Source organism: Ruegeria sp. BE10 (assembly GCF_056538905.1).
Genome location: NZ_JBQFTX010000001.1, coordinates 927436 through 949856 on the forward strand (window position 1 = coordinate 927436; position 22421 = coordinate 949856).

General features: G+C 57.2%; 21 protein-coding genes. 10 read left to right on the top strand and 11 right to left on the bottom strand.

The genetic code is table 11. The features are described 5' to 3' along the window. Positions 1 to 12 precede the first annotated feature (12 nt). A complete protein-coding gene (gene carB / locus ACR0M2_RS04635) occupies positions 13 to 3357 on the top strand; it encodes a carbamoyl-phosphate synthase large subunit (RefSeq protein WP_480704143.1) in 3345 nt (1114 codons plus the stop codon). A 258-nt stretch (positions 3358 to 3615) separates the two neighbouring features. Continuing rightward, the gene (locus ACR0M2_RS04640; protein WP_170347869.1) at positions 3616 to 4026 is read left to right on the top strand and encodes a VOC family protein; all 411 of its coding nucleotides are present in this window, start codon (positions 3616 to 3618) and stop codon (positions 4024 to 4026) included. 18 nt (positions 4027 to 4044) lie between these two features. On the opposite strand, the gene ACR0M2_RS04645 is transcribed toward ACR0M2_RS04640, so the two are convergent. The 3 genes from ACR0M2_RS04645 to ACR0M2_RS04655 are packed head-to-tail and all read right to left on the bottom strand — an operon-like array spanning position 4045 to position 8598. After that, positions 4045 to 7086 (bottom strand): efflux RND transporter permease subunit, encoded by a 3042-nt coding sequence (locus tag ACR0M2_RS04645; RefSeq protein ID WP_480704144.1) that lies wholly within the window; start codon positions 7084 to 7086, stop codon positions 4045 to 4047. 10 nt (positions 7087 to 7096) lie between these two features. Next, positions 7097 to 8134 (bottom strand): efflux RND transporter periplasmic adaptor subunit, encoded by a 1038-nt coding sequence (locus tag ACR0M2_RS04650; protein WP_480704145.1) that lies wholly within the window; start codon positions 8132 to 8134, stop codon positions 7097 to 7099. After that, positions 8131 to 8598: a MarR family winged helix-turn-helix transcriptional regulator gene (locus tag ACR0M2_RS04655; RefSeq protein WP_170347866.1), complete on the bottom strand. Its 468-nt coding sequence runs from the start codon at positions 8596 to 8598 to the stop codon at positions 8131 to 8133. The genes ACR0M2_RS04650 and ACR0M2_RS04655 overlap by 4 nt, the downstream gene beginning before the upstream one ends. 165 nt (positions 8599 to 8763) lie before the next feature. Between ACR0M2_RS04655 and ACR0M2_RS04660 the strand changes: the two genes are divergently transcribed. Together ACR0M2_RS04660 and ACR0M2_RS04665 are read left to right on the top strand one after the other, a co-directional pair. After that, the gene (locus tag ACR0M2_RS04660) at positions 8764 to 9888 is read left to right on the top strand and encodes a beta-ketoacyl-ACP synthase III (RefSeq protein ID WP_480704146.1); all 1125 of its coding nucleotides are present in this window, start codon (positions 8764 to 8766) and stop codon (positions 9886 to 9888) included. Between the two features lie 180 nt (positions 9889 to 10068). Beyond that, entirely contained in the window at positions 10069 to 11328 is a 1260-nt protein-coding gene (locus tag ACR0M2_RS04665) for a sulfotransferase family 2 domain-containing protein (RefSeq protein WP_480704147.1), read from the top strand. Positions 11329 to 11728: 400 nt separating this feature from the next. Here the strand turns inward: ACR0M2_RS04665 and ACR0M2_RS04670 are convergent, their stop codons facing one another. Continuing rightward, positions 11729 to 12190, bottom strand: coding sequence for a hypothetical protein (locus tag ACR0M2_RS04670; protein WP_170347863.1), 462 nt, complete (start codon positions 12188 to 12190; stop codon positions 11729 to 11731). A gap of 356 nt (positions 12191 to 12546) precedes the next feature. On the opposite strand from ACR0M2_RS04670, the gene ACR0M2_RS04675 reads away from it, so the two are divergent. Then, the gene (locus ACR0M2_RS04675; RefSeq protein ID WP_170360506.1) at positions 12547 to 13125 is read left to right on the top strand and encodes a thymidine kinase; all 579 of its coding nucleotides are present in this window, start codon (positions 12547 to 12549) and stop codon (positions 13123 to 13125) included. Here ACR0M2_RS04675 and ACR0M2_RS04680 read toward each other — a convergent pair. The 5 genes from ACR0M2_RS04680 to ACR0M2_RS04700 form a co-directional block, all read right to left on the bottom strand. Then, entirely contained in the window at positions 13122 to 14072 is a 951-nt protein-coding gene (locus ACR0M2_RS04680) for a 2-hydroxyacid dehydrogenase (protein ID WP_480704148.1), read from the bottom strand. The two genes, ACR0M2_RS04675 and ACR0M2_RS04680, sit on opposite strands and share 4 nt — an antisense overlap. After that, positions 14072 to 14410: a tRNA-binding protein gene (locus ACR0M2_RS04685; RefSeq protein ID WP_170395442.1), complete on the bottom strand. Its 339-nt coding sequence runs from the start codon at positions 14408 to 14410 to the stop codon at positions 14072 to 14074. The genes ACR0M2_RS04680 and ACR0M2_RS04685 overlap by 1 nt, the downstream gene beginning before the upstream one ends. After that, positions 14403 to 15218, bottom strand: a complete 816-nt coding sequence (gene proC / locus ACR0M2_RS04690) for a pyrroline-5-carboxylate reductase (protein WP_480704149.1) — start codon at positions 15216 to 15218, stop codon at positions 14403 to 14405. Before proC ends, ACR0M2_RS04685 begins: the two co-directional genes overlap by 8 nt. A 36-nt stretch (positions 15219 to 15254) precedes the next feature. Then, complete coding sequence (locus tag ACR0M2_RS04695; protein ID WP_170347858.1) at positions 15255 to 15755, bottom strand: type III secretion system chaperone family protein; 501 nt, start codon at positions 15753 to 15755, stop codon at positions 15255 to 15257. Positions 15756 to 16069: 314 nt separating this feature from the next. Then, positions 16070 to 16318 carry an accessory factor UbiK family protein gene (locus ACR0M2_RS04700; RefSeq protein ID WP_037308471.1) on the bottom strand — a complete coding sequence of 83 codons (249 nt, stop codon included), beginning with the start codon at positions 16316 to 16318 and terminating at the stop codon, positions 16070 to 16072. Positions 16319 to 16415: 97 nt separating this feature from the next. Here ACR0M2_RS04700 and lgt point away from each other — a divergent pair, with 97 nt between their 5' ends. Genes lgt through pgeF form a run of 3 tightly spaced genes read left to right on the top strand, consistent with a single transcriptional unit; the run spans position 16416 to position 19122 of the window. Beyond that, entirely contained in the window at positions 16416 to 17303 is an 888-nt protein-coding gene (lgt, locus tag ACR0M2_RS04705) for a prolipoprotein diacylglyceryl transferase (RefSeq protein ID WP_480704150.1), read from the top strand. Continuing rightward, complete coding sequence (locus ACR0M2_RS04710; RefSeq protein ID WP_480704151.1) at positions 17300 to 18367, top strand: class I SAM-dependent methyltransferase; 1068 nt, start codon at positions 17300 to 17302, stop codon at positions 18365 to 18367. The genes lgt and ACR0M2_RS04710 overlap by 4 nt, the downstream gene beginning before the upstream one ends. Next, positions 18364 to 19122 (top strand): peptidoglycan editing factor PgeF, encoded by a 759-nt coding sequence (pgeF, locus tag ACR0M2_RS04715; RefSeq protein ID WP_226688770.1) that lies wholly within the window; start codon positions 18364 to 18366, stop codon positions 19120 to 19122. The genes ACR0M2_RS04710 and pgeF overlap by 4 nt, the downstream gene beginning before the upstream one ends. A gap of 242 nt (positions 19123 to 19364) precedes the next feature. Here the strand turns inward: pgeF and ACR0M2_RS04720 are convergent, their stop codons facing one another. Beyond that, the gene (locus ACR0M2_RS04720; RefSeq protein WP_480704152.1) at positions 19365 to 19778 is read right to left on the bottom strand and encodes a hypothetical protein; all 414 of its coding nucleotides are present in this window, start codon (positions 19776 to 19778) and stop codon (positions 19365 to 19367) included. A 74-nt stretch (positions 19779 to 19852) separates the two neighbouring features. Between ACR0M2_RS04720 and ACR0M2_RS04725 the strand changes: the two genes are divergently transcribed. After that, positions 19853 to 20635, top strand: a complete 783-nt coding sequence (locus tag ACR0M2_RS04725; RefSeq protein ID WP_170360515.1) for a Hint domain-containing protein — start codon at positions 19853 to 19855, stop codon at positions 20633 to 20635. A gap of 116 nt (positions 20636 to 20751) precedes the next feature. On the opposite strand, the gene ACR0M2_RS04730 is transcribed toward ACR0M2_RS04725, so the two are convergent. Next, complete coding sequence (locus tag ACR0M2_RS04730) at positions 20752 to 21252, bottom strand: Lrp/AsnC family transcriptional regulator (protein WP_170360517.1); 501 nt, start codon at positions 21250 to 21252, stop codon at positions 20752 to 20754. 226 nt (positions 21253 to 21478) lie between these two features. On the opposite strand from ACR0M2_RS04730, the gene trxB reads away from it, so the two are divergent. Further along, a complete protein-coding gene (gene trxB / locus ACR0M2_RS04735; RefSeq protein WP_170547954.1) occupies positions 21479 to 22420 on the top strand; it encodes a thioredoxin-disulfide reductase in 942 nt (313 codons plus the stop codon). Position 22421: the final 1 nt, after the last annotated feature.

Genomic DNA, 22421 nt, shown 5'->3' on the forward strand with positions numbered 1-22421 from the left:
AGGAACCAGGCCATGCCCAGAAGAACCGACATCCAGTCGATCATGATCATCGGAGCGGGGCCCATCGTCATCGGTCAGGCCTGCGAATTTGACTATTCCGGCGCACAGGCCTGTAAGGCGCTGCGCGAAGAAGGATACCGGGTCATCCTGGTGAACTCAAACCCGGCCACCATCATGACCGACCCCGGTCTGGCTGACGCCACTTATATCGAACCGATCACCCCCGAGGTTGTCGCCAAGATCATCGAGAAAGAACGCCCCGACGCCTTGCTGCCCACCATGGGCGGGCAGACCGGGCTTAACACCTCGCTGGCGCTGGAAGAGATGGGTGTGCTTGAAAAGTTCGGGGTCGAGATGATCGGCGCCAAACGCGACGCCATCGAAATGGCCGAAGACCGCGCCCTGTTCCGCGAGGCGATGGACCGGCTGGGGCTGGAAAACCCCAAGGCAACCATCGTGACCGCTCCCAAGCGCGACGACGGTTCCACCGATCTGGACGCCGGTGTGCAGATGGCGCTGGATGAGCTGGAAGAAATCGGCCTGCCCGCCATTATCCGCCCTGCCTTTACCCTGGGCGGCACCGGTGGCGGCGTGGCCTATAACCGTGAGGACTATATCCATTTTTGCCGCTCGGGCATGGATGCCTCGCCCGTCAACCAGATCCTCGTCGATGAAAGCCTGCTGGGTTGGAAAGAGTATGAGATGGAGGTGGTGCGCGACACCGCCGACAACGCCATCATCGTCTGCTCCATCGAAAACGTCGATCCGATGGGCGTGCATACCGGCGACTCGATCACCGTGGCCCCTGCCCTGACGCTGACCGACAAGGAATACCAGATCATGCGCAACGGTTCGATTGCCGTTCTGCGTGAGATCGGGGTCGAAACCGGCGGTTCGAACGTACAATGGGCGATCAACCCCGATGATGGCCGCATGGTTGTGATCGAGATGAACCCACGTGTGTCGCGCTCCTCGGCGCTGGCGTCCAAGGCGACCGGTTTCCCGATTGCGAAGATCGCGGCCAAGCTGGCCGTTGGCTATACGCTAGACGAGTTGGACAACGACATCACCAAGGTCACCCCGGCCTCGTTTGAGCCGACCATCGACTATGTCGTCACCAAGATCCCGAAATTCGCCTTTGAAAAGTTCCCAGGCTCCGAGCCCTACCTGACTACCGCCATGAAGTCGGTGGGAGAGGCCATGTCCATCGGCCGCACGATCCACGAATCGATGCAAAAGGCGCTGGCCTCGATGGAATCGGGTCTGACCGGCTTTGATGAGATCGAAATCCCCGGGCTTAACGTCGGTGTCTGGGAAGAAGCCACCGACAAGGCCGCCGTCATCAAGGCGATCAGCAAACAAACCCCCGACCGTCTGCGCACCATCGCGCAGGCCATGCGTCACGGTCTGACCGATGACGAAATCTTTGGCGTCACCAAATTTGACCCATGGTTCCTGGCCCGTATCCGCGAGATCATCGAGGCTGAGCGCGTTGTCCGCAAAGATGGCCTGCCGGTGACCGAAGACGGCATCCGCAAGCTTAAAATGCTGGGCTTTACCGATGCTCGTCTGGGCAATCTGACCGGCCGGGATGAGGACAACGTCCGCCGCGCCCGCCGCAATCTGGGCGTCAACGCCGTGTTCAAGCGCATCGACACCTGCGCCGCCGAGTTCGAAGCACAGACGCCTTATATGTATTCAACCTACGAAGCGCCCATGATGGGCGAGGTCGAATGCGAAGCGCGCCCGTCTGACCGCAAAAAAGTTGTCATCCTTGGCGGTGGCCCGAACCGGATCGGTCAGGGCATCGAGTTCGATTATTGCTGCTGCCACGCCTGTTTCGCACTAACCGAAGCGGGATTTGAAACCATCATGGTCAACTGCAACCCCGAGACGGTCTCGACCGACTATGACACCTCGGACCGGCTGTATTTTGAACCGCTGACCTTTGAACACGTCATGGAAATCCTGACGAAAGAGCAGGAGAACGGCACGCTGCACGGTGTGATCGTTCAGTTCGGCGGCCAAACCCCGCTGAAACTGGCCAACGCGCTTGAGGCTGAAGGTATCCCGATCCTCGGCACCACGCCGGATGCGATTGACCTTGCCGAAGACCGTGAACGCTTTCAGGCGCTGGTCAATGATCTGGGCCTGAAACAGCCCAAGAACGGCATCGCCTCGACCGATGAACAGGCGCTGGAGATTGCCGACGAGATTGGCTTCCCACTGGTCATCCGCCCCTCTTACGTTCTAGGTGGCCGCGCGATGGAAATCGTGCGCGATATGGAGCAGCTGAAACGCTATATCAACGAGGCTGTAGTGGTCTCGGGCGACAGCCCGGTTCTGCTGGACAGTTATTTGGCCGGTGCGGTTGAGCTGGATGTGGATGCCATTTGCGACGGTGAGGCCGTACATGTCGCTGGCATCATGCAGCATATCGAAGAGGCTGGCGTTCACTCGGGTGACTCGGCTTGTTCGCTGCCGCCCTATTCGCTGTCGAAAGAAATCCTGGATCAGATCAAGGATCAGGCGTTCAAGCTAGCCAAAGCTCTGAATGTCGTCGGCCTGATGAATGTGCAGTTCGCCATCAAGGATGGCGAGATTTATCTGATCGAGGTCAACCCGCGCGCCTCACGGACCGTACCGTTTGTCGCAAAGGCGACCGACAGTGCCATCGCATCGATTGCCGCGCGTGTCATGGCTGGTGAGAAGCTGGCGAACTTCCCGCAGCGCCCGCCTTATCAGGACGGTCAGGACACCAAGATCGCAGACCAGATGACACTGGCTGATCCGGACATGCCGTGGTTTTCGGTGAAAGAGGCGGTGCTGCCCTTTGCTCGTTTCCCCGGCGTCGACACTATTCTGGGTCCGGAAATGCGCTCGACCGGTGAGGTCATGGGCTGGGACCGCGACTTCCACCGCGCTTTCCTAAAGGCACAGATGGGTGCTGGTATGGTACTGCCGTCCTCGGGTCGTGCGTTTATCTCGATCAAGGATGCCGACAAGACCCCCGCGATGCTTGAGGCCGCGCAGGTTCTGACCGGGCAAGGTTTTTCTCTGGTGGCCACACGCGGCACCCAGTCCTGGCTGGCTGAACAGGGTGTAGCCTGTGATGTGGTCAACAAGGTCTATGAAGGCCGCCCTGACGTGGCTGACATGCTAAAAGACGGTCAGGTGCAATTGTTGATGAACACCACCGAAGGCGCACAGGCGGTCGAGGACAGCAAGTCCATCCGTTCAATCGCGCTCTATGACAAGATCCCCTATTTCACCACCGCGGCCGCCAGCCATGCTGCCGCGCTGGCGATCAAGGCACAGGCCGAAGGCGATGTTGAGGTGAAGTCGCTGCAGGGCTAACTCCCCTGGGGTGAAACCCGCGCATTTTGAACCAAACACACCGCGCCCGTTGACCCCGTGTCTTCGGGCGCGCATCTTTTTTGCAAACGAGCAGAAGGAAAACAAAATGCGCAGGTTTATGGTTCTCGCCGCTTTGATGACGCTTGCCGCGTGTGATGTGCCGCTGATCCCACTGATCTGACGCGAACCGCAGGGCCGTTTTCGCTTTCCCTGTGTTGTCGCGGGCAGCATGATGCTGTTCTGACAACCGGTGAAACCATGCGCCTTTACACCACATACGGAACCAATGACTTGTCCCGGGCCATCCGGTTCTATGACGCGATCTTTTCTGTACTGGATCAGCCGCGCCTTCCGGGTTGGTCAAAGGATCGCGCGGGCTGGGGAAACCATCCCGATGCCGGGACAGGGTTTTGGGTCTGTACGCCATTTGATGGTGAGGCGGCCTGCGTGGGCAATGGAACGATGATTGCTTTTCCGGCCAGCAGCGCAGCGCAAGTTCGGCGTTTTCACGTGGCAGGTCTGGAATTTGGGGGCACGGACGCAGGTGCGCCGGGCATTCGGGACTATTACGCGCCTGATTTCTATGTCGCCTATCTGCGCGACCCGGACGGAAACAAGCTATCCTGTTTTTACTATCATTATGATCCGGAAAAGGACCCGGGCGACTGAAACGCCGCCCGGTACCAGTCAGGCCTGTGCAACCTCGCGTTTTTCATCGCGTGCAAAGAACACCATGTAAAAGACCGGAGCCGCGACCATGGTCAGGATCGTGGCAAAGGCCAAACCGCCCATAATCGTCACCGCCATCGAGCGGAAGAACGCGTCCGTCAGCAACGGTGCCATCCCTAGTATGGTGGTGATCGCCGCCAGCATCACAGGGCGCAAACGCGAGACAGAAGCTTCGACAATCGACTCGCGCAGGGGCTTGCCGGTGGCGCGGACCAGATCAATCTCTTCGACCAGAACGATCCCGTTCTTGATCAGCATCCCCGACAGGCTCAGCAGCCCCAGCAGCGCTGTGAAGGTAAACGGCAGACCCGTCCCCAACAGCCCGATCACGACGCCGTTCACCGACATCGGCACCAACAGCCAGATGATGATCGGCTGGCGTATCGCGTTAAAGATCAACACTGAGATCAGCACCATGATCAGCAGGCTCAGGGGCAACTGACGTCCTAGGCTTTCGTTGGCCTCGCCAGCGTTTTCGAACTCTCCCCCCCATTCCATGCGATAACCGGGTGGCAGGTCCATGTCTTCGATGGCCGCGCGTACCTCAGAATGGACCTGTGCCGCCGTCATGCCGGGCGGGATATCAGCCCCGACGGTGATCGTCAGCACGCGGTCACGACGATGCACCAGCGTGTTGAGCGGCTTGTATTCGAACCCATCGACCATTTGCTCGATTGGAACGAACTTTTGCGATTCTTCTGAAAACACCACCTGATCGACGATCGAATAATCCCCGTCCGCGGGACGGCGTATGATGATGGGGATCAGACGGTCCCGCTCACGGAATTCTCCGGCGGTGATCCCGTCCGTGGAAAACTGCAAAGTCGCGGCAATATCTTCTCGGGACACACCTGCGGTCTGCGCCCGCTCGGTCGCATAGATCGGCTGCACTGCCAGCTCCTGCTCGCGCCAATCATGATAGACGTTCAGCGCATTAGGGGAAGCCTCGCGCATTTTCCACACCGCCTCATCGGCCAGCTGGCGCAATACCTTCGGATCACTGCCCGAGAACCGGGCTTGGATTGGGTCTCCGCCGCCCGGGCCGAAGATCAGGCGTTTGGTGCGGAATTTGCCCTCGGGGAATTGTGCCTGCCCAAACGCTTCCAAATCCGCCTGCAAAACCGGAATGTCATCCAGCGTTTCAGTGCGAATGATCATGTGCCCATAGCTGGGGTTTGGTTTTTCGGCCGAATAGGTCAACAGGAACCGAGTTGCGCCCTGCCCGACAAAGGTGGTGACAGACACGACATCGTCGCGCTCGGCCAGCCAGTCTTCGAAGACCGCCATATCCTCAGCCGTGCGTGCGATAGGCGTGCCTTGCGGCAGGTTGTAATGCACGAAGAACAGCGGTGTGTTCGAGTCAGGGAAAAACTGCTGTTTCACCAAACCAAAGCCTGCGAAACAGGCCACCGTCACCCCGACCAGCGCGGCAATCACCAGCCAGCGCATCCGCAAGGACCACCGCAGGATCGCACCGTAGACACGGAACATGATGCCGCCATAAGCGTCCACCTCGCCCTCTTTTCCCTGCTTGAAGAAGTAATGCCCCAGCATCGGCGTCACCGTCAGCGCCAGAACCCAACTAAGCAGCAGCGAGATACCAATTACCGCAAACAATGAGAACAGAAACTCACCCGTCGCATCCGGGCTGAGGCCAATACCGGCAAAAGCCATGATGCCGATGACCGTCGCCCCCAACAGCGGGATTTGCGTTTTCGACGCCGCCTCATCAGCCGCATCGCGGGAATTTTTACCGCGCAGCATGGCGATCTGCATTCCCTCGGCCACCACGATGGCGTTGTCCACCAGCATCCCCATCGCAATGATCAGGGCGCCCAGCGATATCCGCTCCATCTCGATCGAGAAGATCGACATGAACAACAGTGTCCCCACTACGGTCAGCAGAAGGGTCGAGCCCACGACCACCGCCGCGCGCCAGCCCATGAAGATAGCCAAAACCGCCACAACGATGCTGACTGACATGGCCAGGTTCACCAGAAAGTCGTTCGAGGCCTGTTCGACCACCACATGCTGCTGATAGATCGGCAGGATTTCGACCCCAAAGGGAATCTGAGGGTCCAACTCGGCGAATTTGGCATCGGCACGCTGGCCGACTTCGACGATATTCTCGGTCGACAGACCCGCGATGCCCAGCGTGAACGCCTCAGTCCCGTTGAACCGGATCATGACCTCGGGGTCGGTCTGACGGCCACGGAAGACGTGCGCCATGTCGAATAGGTTGATCACCTGCCCCTGCGACCCCAACGACAAACCGGCAATGGCAGAAACTGTATCTGACCCTTCGGCCGTCAGGATCGTGGTGCGGTCATTCTCAGTTCGGACCGATCCCGACGCATTAACCGAGTCCGCGTTGGCAATGGCCTCGTTGATGGACGGGATAGGTACGTTCTGGTTGACGGAAATGGCCAGATCGGGTTCAACAAAGATCGCCTCGTCCGGCAGGCCCATCACCTCAACATCCGCGACACCGGGAACGGTCAGCAATTCGCGCCGCAGAAAAGTGGATAACTCATGCTTTTCAGCGTCCGAAAACCCTTCGGCCGTGACAGCGTAAAACAGGCCGAACACATCACCGAACCCGTCATTCACCATTGGTTGGCTTACGCCCGATGGCAATGCACGCGATGCGTCGCGCACCTTGGCGCGCAGCTTGGTCCAAATTTCAGGCAGTTCTGTACCGTCATAAGTCGATTTGATCTCGACCTCGATCAGCGAAAATCCCGGTTGGTTGACCGAGGTGATCGTATCAACCTCGCCCATCTGCTGGATGGCAGATTCCAATGGTTCCGAGACCTCGAGCGCCACTTCTTCGGCTGTGGCGCCTGGGTATTGCGTTGCTATGACGGCATTCTTGATGGTGAAGGCCGGGTCTTCCAGACGACCCAGCGACAGGAAGCCCCAAATGCCCCCAAACAGGGCAATCAGGATGATCAGCCACGTATAGATCGGCCGGTCGATCGAGGCGCGCGCGATGTTCATCTGTTTGCCCTCAGTTCGCAAAGCCAGCAAAGCGGCGTACGGCCTGACCGTCGGTCAGCGCACTGCCGCCAGCGACAACGATTTCGTCACCGTCCGACAGACCGGTCAGCACTCGGACCTCGCCGGTCTGGGTGGGTTCGATGGTGACAGGTACGTATTGAACGGCGCCTTCGTCGGCGCCAACTGGCGAAAACACCATGACGCCCAGCGCTCCATCAGCGCCTGCAACGATGGCCGCGGCCGGAATGACGATACCGATCCGGCCATCCTCTACCTGAACAGTCACGGTCACGGACGAGCCCGGCAGGATTTGCAAACCCTCCGGCGGGGTCAGGCCGAACTGAATGCGGAAGGTCTGCCCCACGGTTGAGCTTTCGGCATCAAACTCACGAATCTGAAGGGGGAATACCTCGTCACTGGTCGGGAATTTCGCAGTGATCGCATAGCTTTCTTCCTGACCCGAACGCTGAAATAGAATCTCGGGCACATCGACTTCGATCCGCAATTCCGACATGTCGTGAATGCGCACGATGGGGGCGCCAGCTGACACGGTGGTAAAGGCTTCAACCGCCCGGCTGGACACTAGCGCGTCGAATGGCGCGGTCAGAGTCGCATGTTCAAGATCGTATTCCGCATCCCGCACGGCGATATCAGCCAGTTGCGCCTCTGTCTCCGCATCGTCCACGGCCACTTGGCTGGCGGTGGTACCCCGCAATCGAGACAAGCGAGCCACGGTTCGGTCCGCCTGATCCTTTTGCAGGACCGCGCGGTCGTACCGGCGCTGGAAAGGTGCTTGATCCAGCTGCGCGATCAACTCACCCTTGGGGATCACAAAACCTTCGGTCACCGGCATCTCAACAATCTGACCCGAGACCTGAAAGGCCAGATCAACGGTTTGTCGGGCGGCCACGCGCCCAAAGAACTGGCGTGAAAAGCCCGGTGCGGTTTCGCGCACCTGCATCAGCTTGACCGGCTTGGCGGTTTCTTGAGCCAGAACCGGTGTCGTCAGCGCGATCAGGGTCGCACTCAGAACAGAGAGGAGTTTCATTTCGTCAATCCCTCGGGAATTCCTGTTTTCAGGATGTTATCTCGGATTTTGCGCGCCAATCGCGCGAATTCGGCAGTTTCTTTTGCATCCAATCCGGATGCGCGGTGGAAAAGGTCACCGGCTTCGGACACCAGCATATTCCGGGCCTCTTCGCCCTGCTCAGTCAGAACCAGCAACCAGGCACGGCGGTCTTCGGGGTCACGTTCACGCGTCAGATAGCCAGCTTTTTCCAAACCGTCCGCCGTGGCGGTTATGGTCGAAGGGACACTCAGCATGTCGGCCGCCAGAACGCCCATACGCTTGGGTTGATCCAGTTTGATCAACATGTGGCATTCCGGATGGCTAAGTTCCGTTTCAATGCAATCGAACGCCTCTTCCAGCTTCCAGTACAGGGCATACACACCCATGATTGACTGGATTTCAGGGCTTAGGCGGCCAAGCCTGTCGCTTATGTTGTCTGGCATTGGGAGCTCCGTATGTCCGTGGCGTCATATACTTCAGATTATGAACCATTCAAGTTGTGAAGCAGTAATTTGACTGGTTTCGCTGCATTCCCTTGGGTCACCTTCTCTTGATCAAAACCCGCAGCGACTGCATTTTAAGCGGATTCGAAACATTCAGGACCCGCCATGTATACGCCCGCAATCACCGGCACCGGTGTTTTCACGCCCGAGAACGTCATCACCAACGCCGAGCTTGTCGCCGCCTTCAACGCCTATGCCGACACGCAAAACGCCAAGAATGCCGACGCGATTGCAGCGGGTGAGATTGAACCGATACAGCATTCGTCCGAAGAATTCATCCTTAAGGCATCGGGTATCGAGAACCGATATGTGATGGATAAATCCGGCGTGCTGGACCCAGACGTGATGCATCCCCTGCTTCGCCAACGCGGCGATGACGAACCCGGCATTATGACCGAGATGGCCGTGGACGCCTGCAAAAAAGCACTGGATCAGGCGGGCCGCAGTGCCGAGGATGTCGATCTGGTGATCTGCGCCGCGTCAAACCATGAACGTGCTTACCCCGCGATCGCAATCGAGATTCAGCAGGCATTGGGCATCGACGGCTTTGGCTTCGACATGAATGTCGCCTGTTCCTCGGCCACGTTCGGCATTCAGGCTGCAGCAGACATGGTCCGCTCGGGTTCGGTCCGGTCCGCGTTGGTGGTCAACCCCGAGATCTGTTCGGGTCACCTGGAATGGCGCGACAGGGATTGCCATTTTATCTTCGGGGACGTGGCCACGGCCACTCTGATCGAGCGGATCGAAAACGCGGCGGGCCCGCATTTCGAAATTCTCTCGACCCGCTGCGCCACGTCCTTCTCGAATAACATCCGCAACAATAACGGTTTCCTGCGCCGTTCGCGCCCCGATGGTGTGATCGACCGGCGAGACATGCAATTCATGCAGAACGGTCGCAAAGTGTTCAAGGAAGTGCTGCCGATGGTCAGCAAGCACATCTCGGATCACATGCAATCCGAAGGGGTTGGCAGCGGGGACCTGAAACGCTTGTGGCTGCATCAGGCCAACAAGACGATGAATGATTTCATCGGCAAAAAGGTTCTGGGCCGAGAACCGGAAGCCGGTGAGCAACCCAATATTCTGCAGGACTATGCCAACACGTCCTCAGCCGGATCGATCATCGCGTTTTCCAAGTACTCTGATGACCTGACAGACGGAGATGTCGGCCTGGTCTGTTCCTTCGGCGCGGGGTATTCGGTGGGGTCGGTGATCGTGAAGCGGCGCGGGTAACGGCCTGTATCCAGAACTTGCGCAGAGAGTGTTCAACCACCTGCTTTGAGCTCAAAGCTGAATAGCCCGGCGCTGCGGTGGTAACGGTAAGGCGCGGCGGCGGCAGTTATTATACTCGCACCTAGAAGCCCTCTATGTTGCGCTGATTGCCCTTGACGCTTCAACCTGGTTAGATCATCTATGCATCGTCGATTTTCCATCCTGGAACACATCGCCTACAAGGCTGGTATGAATGCGAGCAGCTACATGATTCTAGAAAGAACGATCTCAAAAGCCTTTGAAAATGTTCGTGCATCAAAGAATCTAAATCTTGTTTATCTGAATAATGCAAAATCGGGCTGCACCACCGTAAAAGAATGGCTAGAAACCGCATCGGGCGGGCGAATAAAAGAACTTAAAAAAGACTATCACAATGAAGAAAATGTATCCTTTGTACACTCTTTAAAAAAGGTTGATTGGATCGAAGACGCAACGGTCTTTTCCGTAGTACGGCACCCTCTAGATCGACTAGTTTCAGGTTACGAAAACAAGATCTTAAACCCAAATAAAACCAATAACGTCAGGATGGGATTCTGTAGGCGCTATGGGCTAGATCACGAGGCCGAAATTTCGTTTCCGACCTTTCTTGAATCAATAGCGTCAGATCCTTTTCCACACGAGCTAAACCCACATTGGCGACCACAACACGCCAATCTTGTATTTCCATTTATTGTGCCCAATTATATTTGCAGGCTTGAAAATCTGGCTGATGACTTCTCCAACTTTCTGCAATCAATTGGCAAATCCCATCTGGGTATTCCTGGGCACCTTCACAAAAGGAGGTCTTCTGGGCCGGAGAAAATGATGCGTCTCCGCAAGTATTTTGCAGACAAAGAGATTATGTCATTGGCTTGCGATATATATAAAATAGATTTTAGAGCTTTTTCCTACCGTCCAGAACTGGACGATAATCTCTTACCAGACTTTAGTCCAAAATACAGTTCACACAAACACCCACGCGCGGCCCGCCTCGCAAAGATTATTCGCGGCAACCAGAACAAAGCAGCTCAAACCCTTGTCGATGATCTTCGGTGTGTTTTGCGCGATGAAGTATTTCTAACAAACTCTAACCCTAAAACGGAAATAACTGATCCTCACGCTCTCAGAACAGACAATACCAAGCTTCAAATTGCGGGAATCGGATTAGATAGATTTGCAGCCTCTTCTGACAAAATTGACTTGGATATGACAAGCGCCGAAGAAAACTTATTGACGTCGCTTTATGAAAGCGCTCTGGGTTGCACCAACAAACTTCAGCATGAAAATGAAAAGCTTCAGCGTGAAAATGAAGAGCTTCAGCGTGAGAAAAAACAACTTATACGCGAAAAAGAACACGCCTACAGATACCCATGGAAACATCTGGGATCTGCGTGGAGATCCCGTTTCAAAAATGAAGACTAATAATTGTCAAGACCCTAGGGTCGACTAACCGGGTAGCGCGACAAGTTTGCTGGACGCTTGGGACGCAATTTTTTGAGTGGTTGAACAAACACGGGATGCAACCTCCTGATCATTCTTTGCTTTTTTCCGGAACAAAAAGGGTTAAGTGGGACGTTTTAGATACCGCTGCGGCGTCGATGCTGGCGTCCAAGGCACCCGATACCGGCATTTCGTTGATCCGTTATAATTACACTCCTACGCTGATTGGAGTGAGTACGAGCGCACTGAATTTCACCTTGTCTGACCGCGAAGGGTCTCAACATCCATGTGACAAATTCGTTCAAAGTTAGCTTTGTTACGCAATCCAAACGCTTGAACATCGTATCGACGGGCGCTCACATCGGAAGGTCAGCGTTCAGCCCTAGCTCACGCTTTCCTCTTCCAGATGCAGCTTCATCTCGATCAGCACCTGTTGCAGCAGGCTGGTTTCTTTCAGCAGGCGTTTGGCCTCGTTCACGGTGATGATGCCGTCTTCGATGGCGGCCTGATATTCAGTCATCAGCATGGCGAACCGCTGGCTCAACGCGATCACGTCCGAATTCACCCCACCGGTGCGCGGGCTTTCGGTGTTGCGACCGTCATACGACAGCGTGATGTTTTTCAGATCGGCCAGCGCCGAGGTCACATGCGGGTAGTTTGACACAGCCTCAAGCCGGGCCACGGCGTCCACGGGCATGAACCGGTCGGCGTGTTCGGCATTGTCTGAATAATACCGCCCCAGAGTCGCCTTGGATTTCCCGGTGATCTCACACGCGGATTCAATGCCGACGTCTTTGACCAACGCCTCTGTGTGCTTTTTCAGGTAGGCCCCGATATCTGCCATGTTTGTACCTTTGCTGCCTGTGCCCTCCACAACATCTACCACTGTGGGGGAAAGGGACAGGAAATTTCCCATATTCGATTCATAGTTGAAATGTCATAAATTGGCTATCCCTCAGATATGCAGGGGTTTTGTGAGTGAGTGGCGGCCGTTCCGGCCGGTAAAGAGTGATTGCGGGGCGCAATTTAAGCCTCGTTTGGTATAGGCCGCATGTTGGCCGACGGCGTCGCTGTTGTAGGCGCGGGGGATCCATCCCCTTTGAGCGTACGCTCTGTCCCTGCAATGACAACGGCGACGTCGCTTCCTTAACGGGTTTTGATGCCTTGCCCAGGCAGGTCTTGCCAATTAGACCCGGGTGCATGGCAAAGCTCTACTTCAATTATTCCACCATGAACGCGGGTAAATCGACCGTGTTGCTGCAAGCCTCGCATAACTATCGTGAGCGGGGCATGGACACCTATTTGATGACCGCTGCCCTGGATGGGCGCGCTGGTGTCGGGAAAATTGCGTCGCGGATCGGGATTTCCGCAGACGCTGATACGTTCACAACCGAAGATGACGTCTTTGCCATGATCCGAGCGCGGCTGGATCAGGGCAATATCGCCTGCGTTTTCATAGATGAGGCGCAATTCCTGACGGAAGATCAGGTCTGGCAACTGGCCCGTGCGGTAGATGACCTAAACGTGCCGGTATTGGCTTATGGGTTGCGAGTGGATTTTCAGGGGCGTCTGTTTCCGGGCTCAGCAGCACTGTTAGCTCTGGCTGATGAAATGCGTGAGGTGCGCACCATCTGCAAATGCGGGCGCAAGGCGACAATGGTGATTCGTCAGGATGAGAACGGCAACACCATCACCGAAGGTGCACAGGTGCAGATCGGCGGGAACGAGACCTATGTCTCGCTCTGCCGCAAACACTGGCGCGAGGCGGTCGGATCTTAGACCGGATTTGGCAGCGGCCGTCCCTCGACAAAGGCCGCCACGTTGTCCAGTGCCATATGGCCCATGTCGCTGCGCACTTCCTCGGTGGCTGTGCCAAGATGTGGTAACAGGGTCACGTTATCCATATCACGCAGCGCCTGCGGAACGGCGGGCTCGAATTCATACACGTCCAGCCCGGCGCCCGCGATCTGGCCGGACTGTAGGGCGGCGATCAGGGCGGTCTCGTCAATGACCTCACCGCGGGCGATGTTAATCAGAATGCCTGATGGGTTCATTGCCTCTAACACCTGTGCGTTGATCAGGTGACGGGTTTCAGCCCCGCCAGGTACGGCAGTCACGAGGAAATCGACCGACGCCGCCAAAGACGACAGGTCGGAGATATATTCAGCAGGAAACTCTACTTCCTTCGGGCTGCGTGACTGATACGCCACCTGCATCGCGAACCCGAAATGACAGCGCCGGGCAATGGCCTGACCGATCCGGCCCATACCAACGATTCCGACGCGCTTGCCGGTAACGTGGTGGCCCAGCATCTGCGTTGGATGCCATCCTTGCCAGTTGCCCGCGCGGACCAGCCGTTCGCCTTCGCCCGCGCGGCGGGCCGTGGACAGCAAAAGCGTCATTGCAATATCGGCCGTCGCATCGGTGACCGCGCCCGGCGTGTTGGTGACGGCGACACCGGCGGTGCGCGCGGCGTCTACGTCGATATGGTTGTACCCGACTCCGAAATTGGCCAACAGCTTGCAGCGGGGGTTGGGGGCATCCGCGAAAATCTGGGCCGAAAACTGGTCACCCAATGTGGGCACGACCACATCGAAGTTCCTTAGTGCGCGTAGCATTTCCTCGGACGTCATGGGCAAGGTGTTGCTACGGATTTCCACATCGAACGCGCGGCGAGCGCGGGCCTCGACGGAGTCAGTCATTGGGCGGGCAATTAGCAGTTTCATCAGTGCATCCGCCCGCCGATAGGAACTTCGCCATCCGGGCCGATCAAGACCACTTCACCGTTTTCATCGGGCAAGCCTAGTACCAGAACTTCAGACATGAACCGACCGATCTGGCGCGGAGGGAAGTTCACGACGGCCATCACCTGTTTGCCCACCAGCGTCGAAGGATCGTAATGCGCGGTGACCTGAGCTGAAGTTTTGCGCTCACCAATCTCATCCCCAAAATCGATCCACATCTTGATCGCAGGCTTACGGGCCTCTGGGTAAGGTTCGGCCCGGATCACCTCGCCCACGCGGATGTCGACCTTGAGAAATTCGTCGAATGTAATCTCACTCACGGGACAGCTCCTTAGATCGATCTGTCGCAGCTTTGACTGCACGGTGCAGCAGGTCGGGGAAACCTTCTTCCTCGTGCATCAGCACCTCAAGCGCGGCTTGGGTTGTGCCGTTAGGCGATGTGACATTGACGCGCAGTTGCGATGGGTCTTCTTCGGCCGCCATGGCCAATGCCCCTGCCCCGGCCACAGTGGATTTGGCCAGCTTCATCGCCAGCTCATATGGCAAGCCCTGTGCCTGACCAGCGGCGGCGAGCGTTTCAATCAGGTGAAAGACATAGGCCGGGCCTGAACCGCTGAGCCCGGTGACGGCGTCCATCTGCGCCTCATCTTCCAGCCGAACAGTCTCGCCGATGGCAGACAGCAGGTTTTCAGCCAATGCCACATCGGCGTCCGAAGCCTTCGCATTGCCGATAAGCGCCGTGATTCCCTGCCGGATTGCGGCTGGCGTGTTCGGCATGGCGCGCACGATCGGGGTGTCTTTGCCCAGAACGGCCTCGAAGGTGGCAATCGATGTCCCCGCTGCGATCGAGACAAACAGGCTGTTACCTCCGCCCAACGCTTTGATCGCAGGCAGCGCCTCGCCCATCATCTGCGGCTTGACGGCCACTAGTACCACGGCGGGGGCCTCGGGCAGCGGGGTGTTGATGTTGACGCCCTGCGCCTTAAGCCAGTCCGAGGGGTTAGGATCAATTACCCAGACCGCTGACGCAGGAAGGCCATGCTCTAACCATCCGGCGAGCATGGCCGATCCCATCTTGCCGCACCCCAGAAGAACCAGCCCCTGTTCGGCAACGCGTGACATGTCCATGATTGCCCCTCTCCTCATTCGGTTCGGGGCAAAGCTTTACGCGCGGCCGTAGGCCTCTGCAATGGCGACTTGTATCGCTTCTTCGGGGGTCCGATTGCCCCATGTGACCAACTGGATCGCCGGATAGTAGCGCTCGGCGCTCAGCACCGCGGCGCTGATCATCGTGTCGATCTGATCCGGGCTGGCCATCTGACCACCGGCCAGAACCAGACCATAGCGATAAACCATCAGCTTTTGATTGGCCCAGTACGTAAACGCCCCGGCCCAGCACTGATCATTCATCTTGTTCAGCAGTTCATACAGCTTGGCTTCGCGATCCGTTGGTGGCTCCATCTCGAACGAGCACACCATGCGCAGGGTTTCGTCATAGTTCGACCAGGCCAACGTGATCGAGTATGTGCGCCACTGCCCTTCGACGGCCATGGCAATCTGATCATCCCCGATCCGGTCAAAGTCCCAGTCGTGATGTTCAGCAATATGTTCAACAATATCGATCGGATGAAGGTCTTCTTCGAGAAACTGCTCGGAAAGGGCCATAATGCCACCTCACTAATCTCTAGCCTTTTAGGGGCTGGCAGCGCCCCAATGCTAGTTGCTTACTCTACAAGCCGGGGCCAACCCCGTCTGCCTGTACTAAATATGGTGCGATGCGAGATGGGTTCTGGCAACCCTATTTATTGGGGATAACAGCAATAAGTTGTGGACAGTCGGCAACGGCGATCAAAATATTGGCACGAATTGTAGCTTTGTCTTGATTAATCACTGCAGGGCGGCATGATGCACAACACCGCACAACCCAAGTTCGGATTGCGCGGCGGATAGCTTTAGCCAAAAATCAGATTGTTGGGGTGTTACTTGTCCAGCTTTGCCTCAAGCGCGGCTATGCGGGACTCCAACGCTGCGTTTTCTTCACGCGCTTTTTGGGCCATCGCGCGAACGGCGTCGAATTCTTCGCGTGTGACGAAATCCCGGTCGGCCAGCCAGCGGTCGATCATCGACTTCATCGCATTCTCAGCCTCTTCCCGTGCGCCCTGGGCCACGCCCATGGCGTTGGTCATCAGTTGGGAAACATCATCGAGGATCTTGTTGCGGGTTTGCATGGCTCTACTCCGAAATCGCGGTTGGTCTCTATATGGGGAATGATTACTCCGGGCTCAAGGTTGACTTGCCCTGCAAACCCCGGGCAATGAGACGCACATGCAGGCTGTTCTGAATTTCCCCGATCTGTCGCCCGAGTTGTTCTCGATCTCATTGTTTGGGATGGAGTTCGCCCTGCGGTGGTACGCGCTGGCTTATATCGTTGGCATTCTTATTGCTTGGCGGATGGGCATTGCAGCGCTGCGGCGCCCGACTCTGTGGCCCGACAAGACGCCCCCGATGAAGCCCGAACAGCTTGAGGATCTGATTACCTGGATCATCCTCGGCGTGATTCTGGGCGGGCGCCTGGGATTCGTGCTGTTCTATCAGCCCGCATATTACCTTTCGAACCCGCTGGAGATTCTCAAGGTCTGGCAGGGTGGCATGGCGTTCCATGGCGGGCTGTTGGGGGTAGTGATCGCCTCTTACCTATACGCGCGACGCCACCAAATCCCGGTTCTGTCCATGGCCGACCTGATCGCCCATACAGTGCCGCCAGGGCTATTGCTCGGGCGGTTGGCGAATTTCACCAACGCCGAGTTGTGGGGACGCCCTAGCGAATTGCCTTGGGCGGTGATCTTCCCCGAAGCGGCGGCGCAGGATTGCCCCGGTGTTGTGGCCGGGATGTGCGCGCGGCATCCATCACAGCTGTATGAAGCCGTGTTAGAGGGTCTGTTTCTCGGGCTTGCACTGCTGTGGCTCGCTTATCGACGCGGCGCGTTTCACAAGCCGGGCCTGATTATGGGCGTCTTTCTGGCAGGCTACGGTGCTTCGCGTTTCATTGTCGAATTCTTCCGGCAGCCCGACGCGCAGTTTATTTCGGCCGGGAATCCGCTGGGTCTGGCTTGGCACGTGGGCGGCTATGGTCTGACGATGGGCCAATTGCTGTCACTACCAATGATTGCCCTTGGCTTGTGGTTCGCCCTGCGTGCAAGATCGAAGGCATGAGCCTGCAAGATCATCTGCTGGCGCGTATTGCGCAGGACGGCCCGATGAGTGTGGCCGACTACATGACCGAATGCCTCCTGCACCCGACGCATGGCTATTACACCATCCGTGACCCTCTTGGCACGCAGGGCGATTTCATCACTGCCCCCGAGATCAGCCAGATGTTCGGAGAATTGATTGGCCTGTCCCTGGCTCAAAGCTGGATGGATCAGGGCCACCCCGAGCATTTTGTGCTGGCCGAGCTTGGACCAGGGCGTGGCACGTTGATGGCCGACATGCTGCGCGCCTCGTCCCGCGTTCCGGGCTTCAATGAGGCCGCCGAGGTCGTGCTGCTTGAAGCCTCGCCTGCTCTACGTGACGTACAAGCGCAGACTTTGAAGGATCATATCCCGCGCTGGATCGACTCGGTCGCCGACCTGCCCGAAGCGCCGTTGTTTCTGGTCGCGAACGAGTTCTTCGACGCCCTGCCAATACGACAGTTCCTGCGCGACCGCGATGGCTGGCGCGAGCGGTTGATTGGCCGCGATGGCACCGCGTTAACTTGGGGATTGGGTCCACATGCAGATCAGATCGCCCTCAAAGATCGGCTGAACGACACTGCTGATGGTGACCTGGTCGAACTGTGCACCGCTGCCATTCCCATCATTACCGTGGTTGCTGGGCGGATTGGCACCCATGGCGGCGCGGGGTTGATTGTGGATTATGGCGACTGGCATTCGCTCGGCGACACGTTTCAGGCACTGCAGGCACATGAACGCGCTGATCCTTTGGCCCAACCCGGTCAGGCTGATCTGACGGCACATGTGGATTTCGAACCACTGGCACTGGCGACCCGCGCCGCTGGATGCGCCCATTCGCGCCTGACACCACAGGGTGTATTTCTGGAGCGCTTGGGAATTGCCACCCGCGCACAAGCCCTTGCCGCGCCCCTCGGCGGGTCTGAGCTTGAAGCGATAATTGCCGCACATCGCCGGTTGACGCACCCCGATGAAATGGGAAACCTGTTCAAAGTGCTGGGCCTCTACCCCACCCCTTCCGCACCACCTCCGGGATTGGAGCCATGACCTTGGAAATTCTGACCTCTGATTTATTGGCCCCTGTGCGCCACGGTTTTTTCAGCCGACGCGGCGGTGCGTCATCGGGTATTTTTTCGGGCCTCAACTGCGGCTATGGCTCCTCCGATCAGACCGAAGCGGTCACGGTAAATCGCAAGCGCGTGGCGCAGGCGATGGACGTCACGCCCGAAGCCCTGGTGGGCATTCATCAGGTCCACTCTCCCACCGTTCTGACTGTCGACGCCCCGATCAACGGTGACAAACCAAAAGCCGACGCGGTGGTCACGGCAACCCCTGATCTGGCCCTGACGATTCTCACCGCCGACTGCCAGCCGGTCCTATTTGCCGATTCTGACGCGAACGTGATCGGAGCTGCGCATGCCGGATGGCGCGGCGCTTTGGATGGGGTGCTTGAGGCAACGTTGGACGCAATGGAGGCGCTTGGCGCCAAGCGGGAAAACATCGTGGCGGTAATCGGCCCTTCGATCTCGCAGGCGGCATATGAGGTCGGGCCGGAATTTCTGGATGAATTCGTCGCGGATTCTCCGAAAAACCTGCAGTTTTTTGCGAATGGAACGGGCGACCGACTGCAGTTCGACTTGCCTGCTTTTGGCCTTCACAGGCTGCGTCAGGCGGGGGTCGGACAGGCCGAATGGACACGCCATTGCACCTATTCTGACCCCGACAGATTCTACTCGTACCGCCGGTCAACCCACGCGAAAGAGGCAGATTACGGCCGCCTCATCTCCGCCATAAAACTTTAAGACTGGGCCCGAATTGCGGCGAAATCGCCGCTTTTTCGCCACAATTTTCCTATCTATTCGTGTCTCGACAATTTGATAATTATTGTCCGCTCTCAAGTGTTTATCTGCCGATTCTCCAGTAGAGCGCGACGCGATCAGAAAAGAGGAAATGCGAAACTTCATTTGTCCTGAATTCAATCCGGATCAGCCTTATCGCCGCCGTAATAAGCGGGCAGACTTAGGTGTGAGAGGAAAACGGGGCGTCAGTTCCCAAGCGAGCAGGACACAAAAATGAAGACGAGATCACGCTTTCTAAGCGCCGTACTTGTGGCCACCAGAGAGCAAAAACTGGAGATGCCGTGGAAACGGGTTTCCAGCAATTCGGTCAGAGTTGCGCGCCGCCTGGCGGCCCGACGCTGATGATGACTTACCCGCGAACCAAGCTGCCGGTTCCGGGGAATAAGACGCACAGCGGAGGGTGCTCCGATCCGGTGTGCGGCCTGCCGCCAATATTTGCGCGGCTCAATACCGGGGCGTGTGTGCGCTGGCAATTTCGCCTGCGTTTGTATGAGTTTGTCTGGGGGGTCATTGTGCTGACCAAAAATGTAGGAATTTCTTTCGCAAAAAGCGATCTGCGTTTCTGTCGCCTTGCGTGTCGCCGCTTTCTTCCAAGACATGGAAATAACCGATCAGGCTGGCCTGTACGGGGGTCTTGCCTGCCTGCGCGGTTTTCAGAGGGGACGGAATTGTAATGGCTATTCCAAATTCTTTATCACGCGCCGCCAGAAATGCTGTTGAAACCTCAGCATTGCTGCGCGAGGCGCCAAGACCGACCACACAACACAAGGCGCAGCTGCGGCGCTATGAGGTCAGTACGCTGATGAAAAACGGCGATGTGGTCCAGACCCGCCATATCGCACCTGCCCTGCCGATGTTCGAGGACGCGTTCTGCGCTTTTACCCGTGGGGCGTTGGTTGAAACAGAACTTGGCCCGATGGCGATCGAAGACTTGCTGCCTGGCGATACGGTCCTGACACAAGATGGAGTGTCGGAAACGGTGCTGTGGAAAGGGTCGGTCACCCTTATTCCTGGCCGCGTGGATTCGCGGGGCCGGACGCGCCCGTTAACGCGGATCATGGCCGACACATTCGGAATGCAAAAACCAATGTCTGGCGTGATCGCTGGCCCTGCTGCCCGGTTGCTGGGCACGCCCGCACATTTGCGGCACCTGCACGGTGACGGTCAGGTTCTTACACCGGTTAACGAATTTCAGGACGGCATGAGCGTCATTGAGACCCTGCCACCGACACCGGTTGAACTGTTTCATATCTGTCTGAAACGGCACTCGGTCATCCGGGTCGACGGTCTGCAATTCGAATCCTATCACCCTGGCATCAACGCTATTCGCAGGGTCAGCCGGTCCTTGCGGTCGGTTTACCTGAACCTGTTCGCGCATGTCGAATCGCTGAACGATTTCGGCCCATTGGTCATGCCGCGCGCGGGTGATGGCGAGGTGGATGCGATATCAGCCTAGTTCAATACAATTTCTGCAATGTGGGGGCAATATGCAGTTGTTACTTAGTTGGATGGTTTATGTGTCGGTGGCAGCGTTCCTGCCACCGGTGAAATCACACCCGAAATATCTGGAATTCAGGCCGTCCGGCCCATGCGTTCCTCGAGAACATCGAATGGCACGCCTGGTTCGTCTTTTGCGCCGCGAATAACAAGCGAAGTCTTGACGCTGGCCACATTCGGCGTGGTCAGCAGCTTGCCGGTAAGAAACTGCTGAAAACTGCTTAGGTCAGGCGCAACGCATTTCAGAATGAAATCAACTTCGCCGTTCAGCATGTGGCATTCCCGAACCAAAGGCCATTCGCGGCAGCGTTCCTCGAATGCGGTCAACTCGGCTTCGGCCTGACTTTCCAGACCGACCATGGCAAAGACTTGAACCTCAAACCCCAGCTCGCGTGAATTTACATCGGCATGGTAGCCGCGGATCAAACCTGATTCTTCAAGGGTGCGTACGCGCCGCAGGCAAGGCGGGGCAGAAATTCCCACACGTTTTGCCAATTCGACATTGGTCATGCGACCGTCTGCCTGCAATTCCGCCAGAATCTTGCGGTCAATCTCGTCCAGCCGTATCGCGACCATCAAATACTCCTGAATTTTTCGGTTGTTATATCAGCACCCGGCAGATGCGCAATAATCTTTCGTGAATGCGCAATATTGTTTATTTTCAATGTTCTTATTCAACCGTCATTTACCTAGCGTCTGACAAGCGTAAATCAGGAAGGGGCTTTAAGCGCGGCACAGGGGTCGCTATATCCATCCGCCAGGGGCCACGCGCCCAAATCAGGCAGATCGAGTTGGGGGTACCATGAGCGAGACACGTCACACCAAGGTTCTGATCATCGGATCGGGACCGGCCGGTTACACTGCGGGCGTATACGCAAGCCGCGCGATGCTTGAACCGATCCTGGTTCAGGGAATCGAGCCCGGCGGTCAGTTGACAACAACAACCGACGTCGAAAATTACCCCGGTTTCACCGAAGTTCAGGGCCCTGATCTGATGATCAAGATGCAAGAACATGCCCAAGCGATGGGGTGTGAGGTCATCGGCGATATCATCAGTGATCTAGACATCAGCAAACGCCCCTTCACCGCAAAAGGCGACAGCGGCAATATTTATACTGCGGACGCGGTCATTCTGGCCACCGGTGCGCGCGCTAAATGGCTGGGCCTGCCGTCGGAAGACAAGTTCAAGGGTTTTGGTGTTTCGGCCTGTGCAACTTGCGACGGCTTTTTCTATCGCGGACAGGAAATCGTGGTCATCGGTGGCGGCAACACCGCCGTGGAAGAAGCGCTGTTCCTGACCAATTTCGCCAGCAAGGTTACTCTGATTCACCGCCGAGACGAACTGCGGGCCGAGAAAATTCTGCAGGATCGTTTGCTGAAACACGAAAAGATCGAGCCGATGTGGTTCCACGAGTTGGAAGAAGTGATCGGCACCGATTCCCCACTGGGCGTCGAGGGTGTGCGCGTCAAGAACGTCAAAACCGGGGAGATCACCGAAGTTCCCTGTAAAGGCGTCTTTGTCGCCATTGGTCACGCGCCAGCAAATGAGCTGGTCAAGGACTCGCTGGAAACCCATATGGGTGGGTATGTGGTGACCAAGCCGGGCTCGACCGAAACCTCGGTGCCGGGTGTGTTCGCGGCAGGCGATCTGACCGACCACATCTATCGTCAGGCCGTCACCAGCGCCGGTATGGGCTGTATGGCCGCGCTGGATGCCGAGCGGTTCCTGGCGGAACAGGACTAGG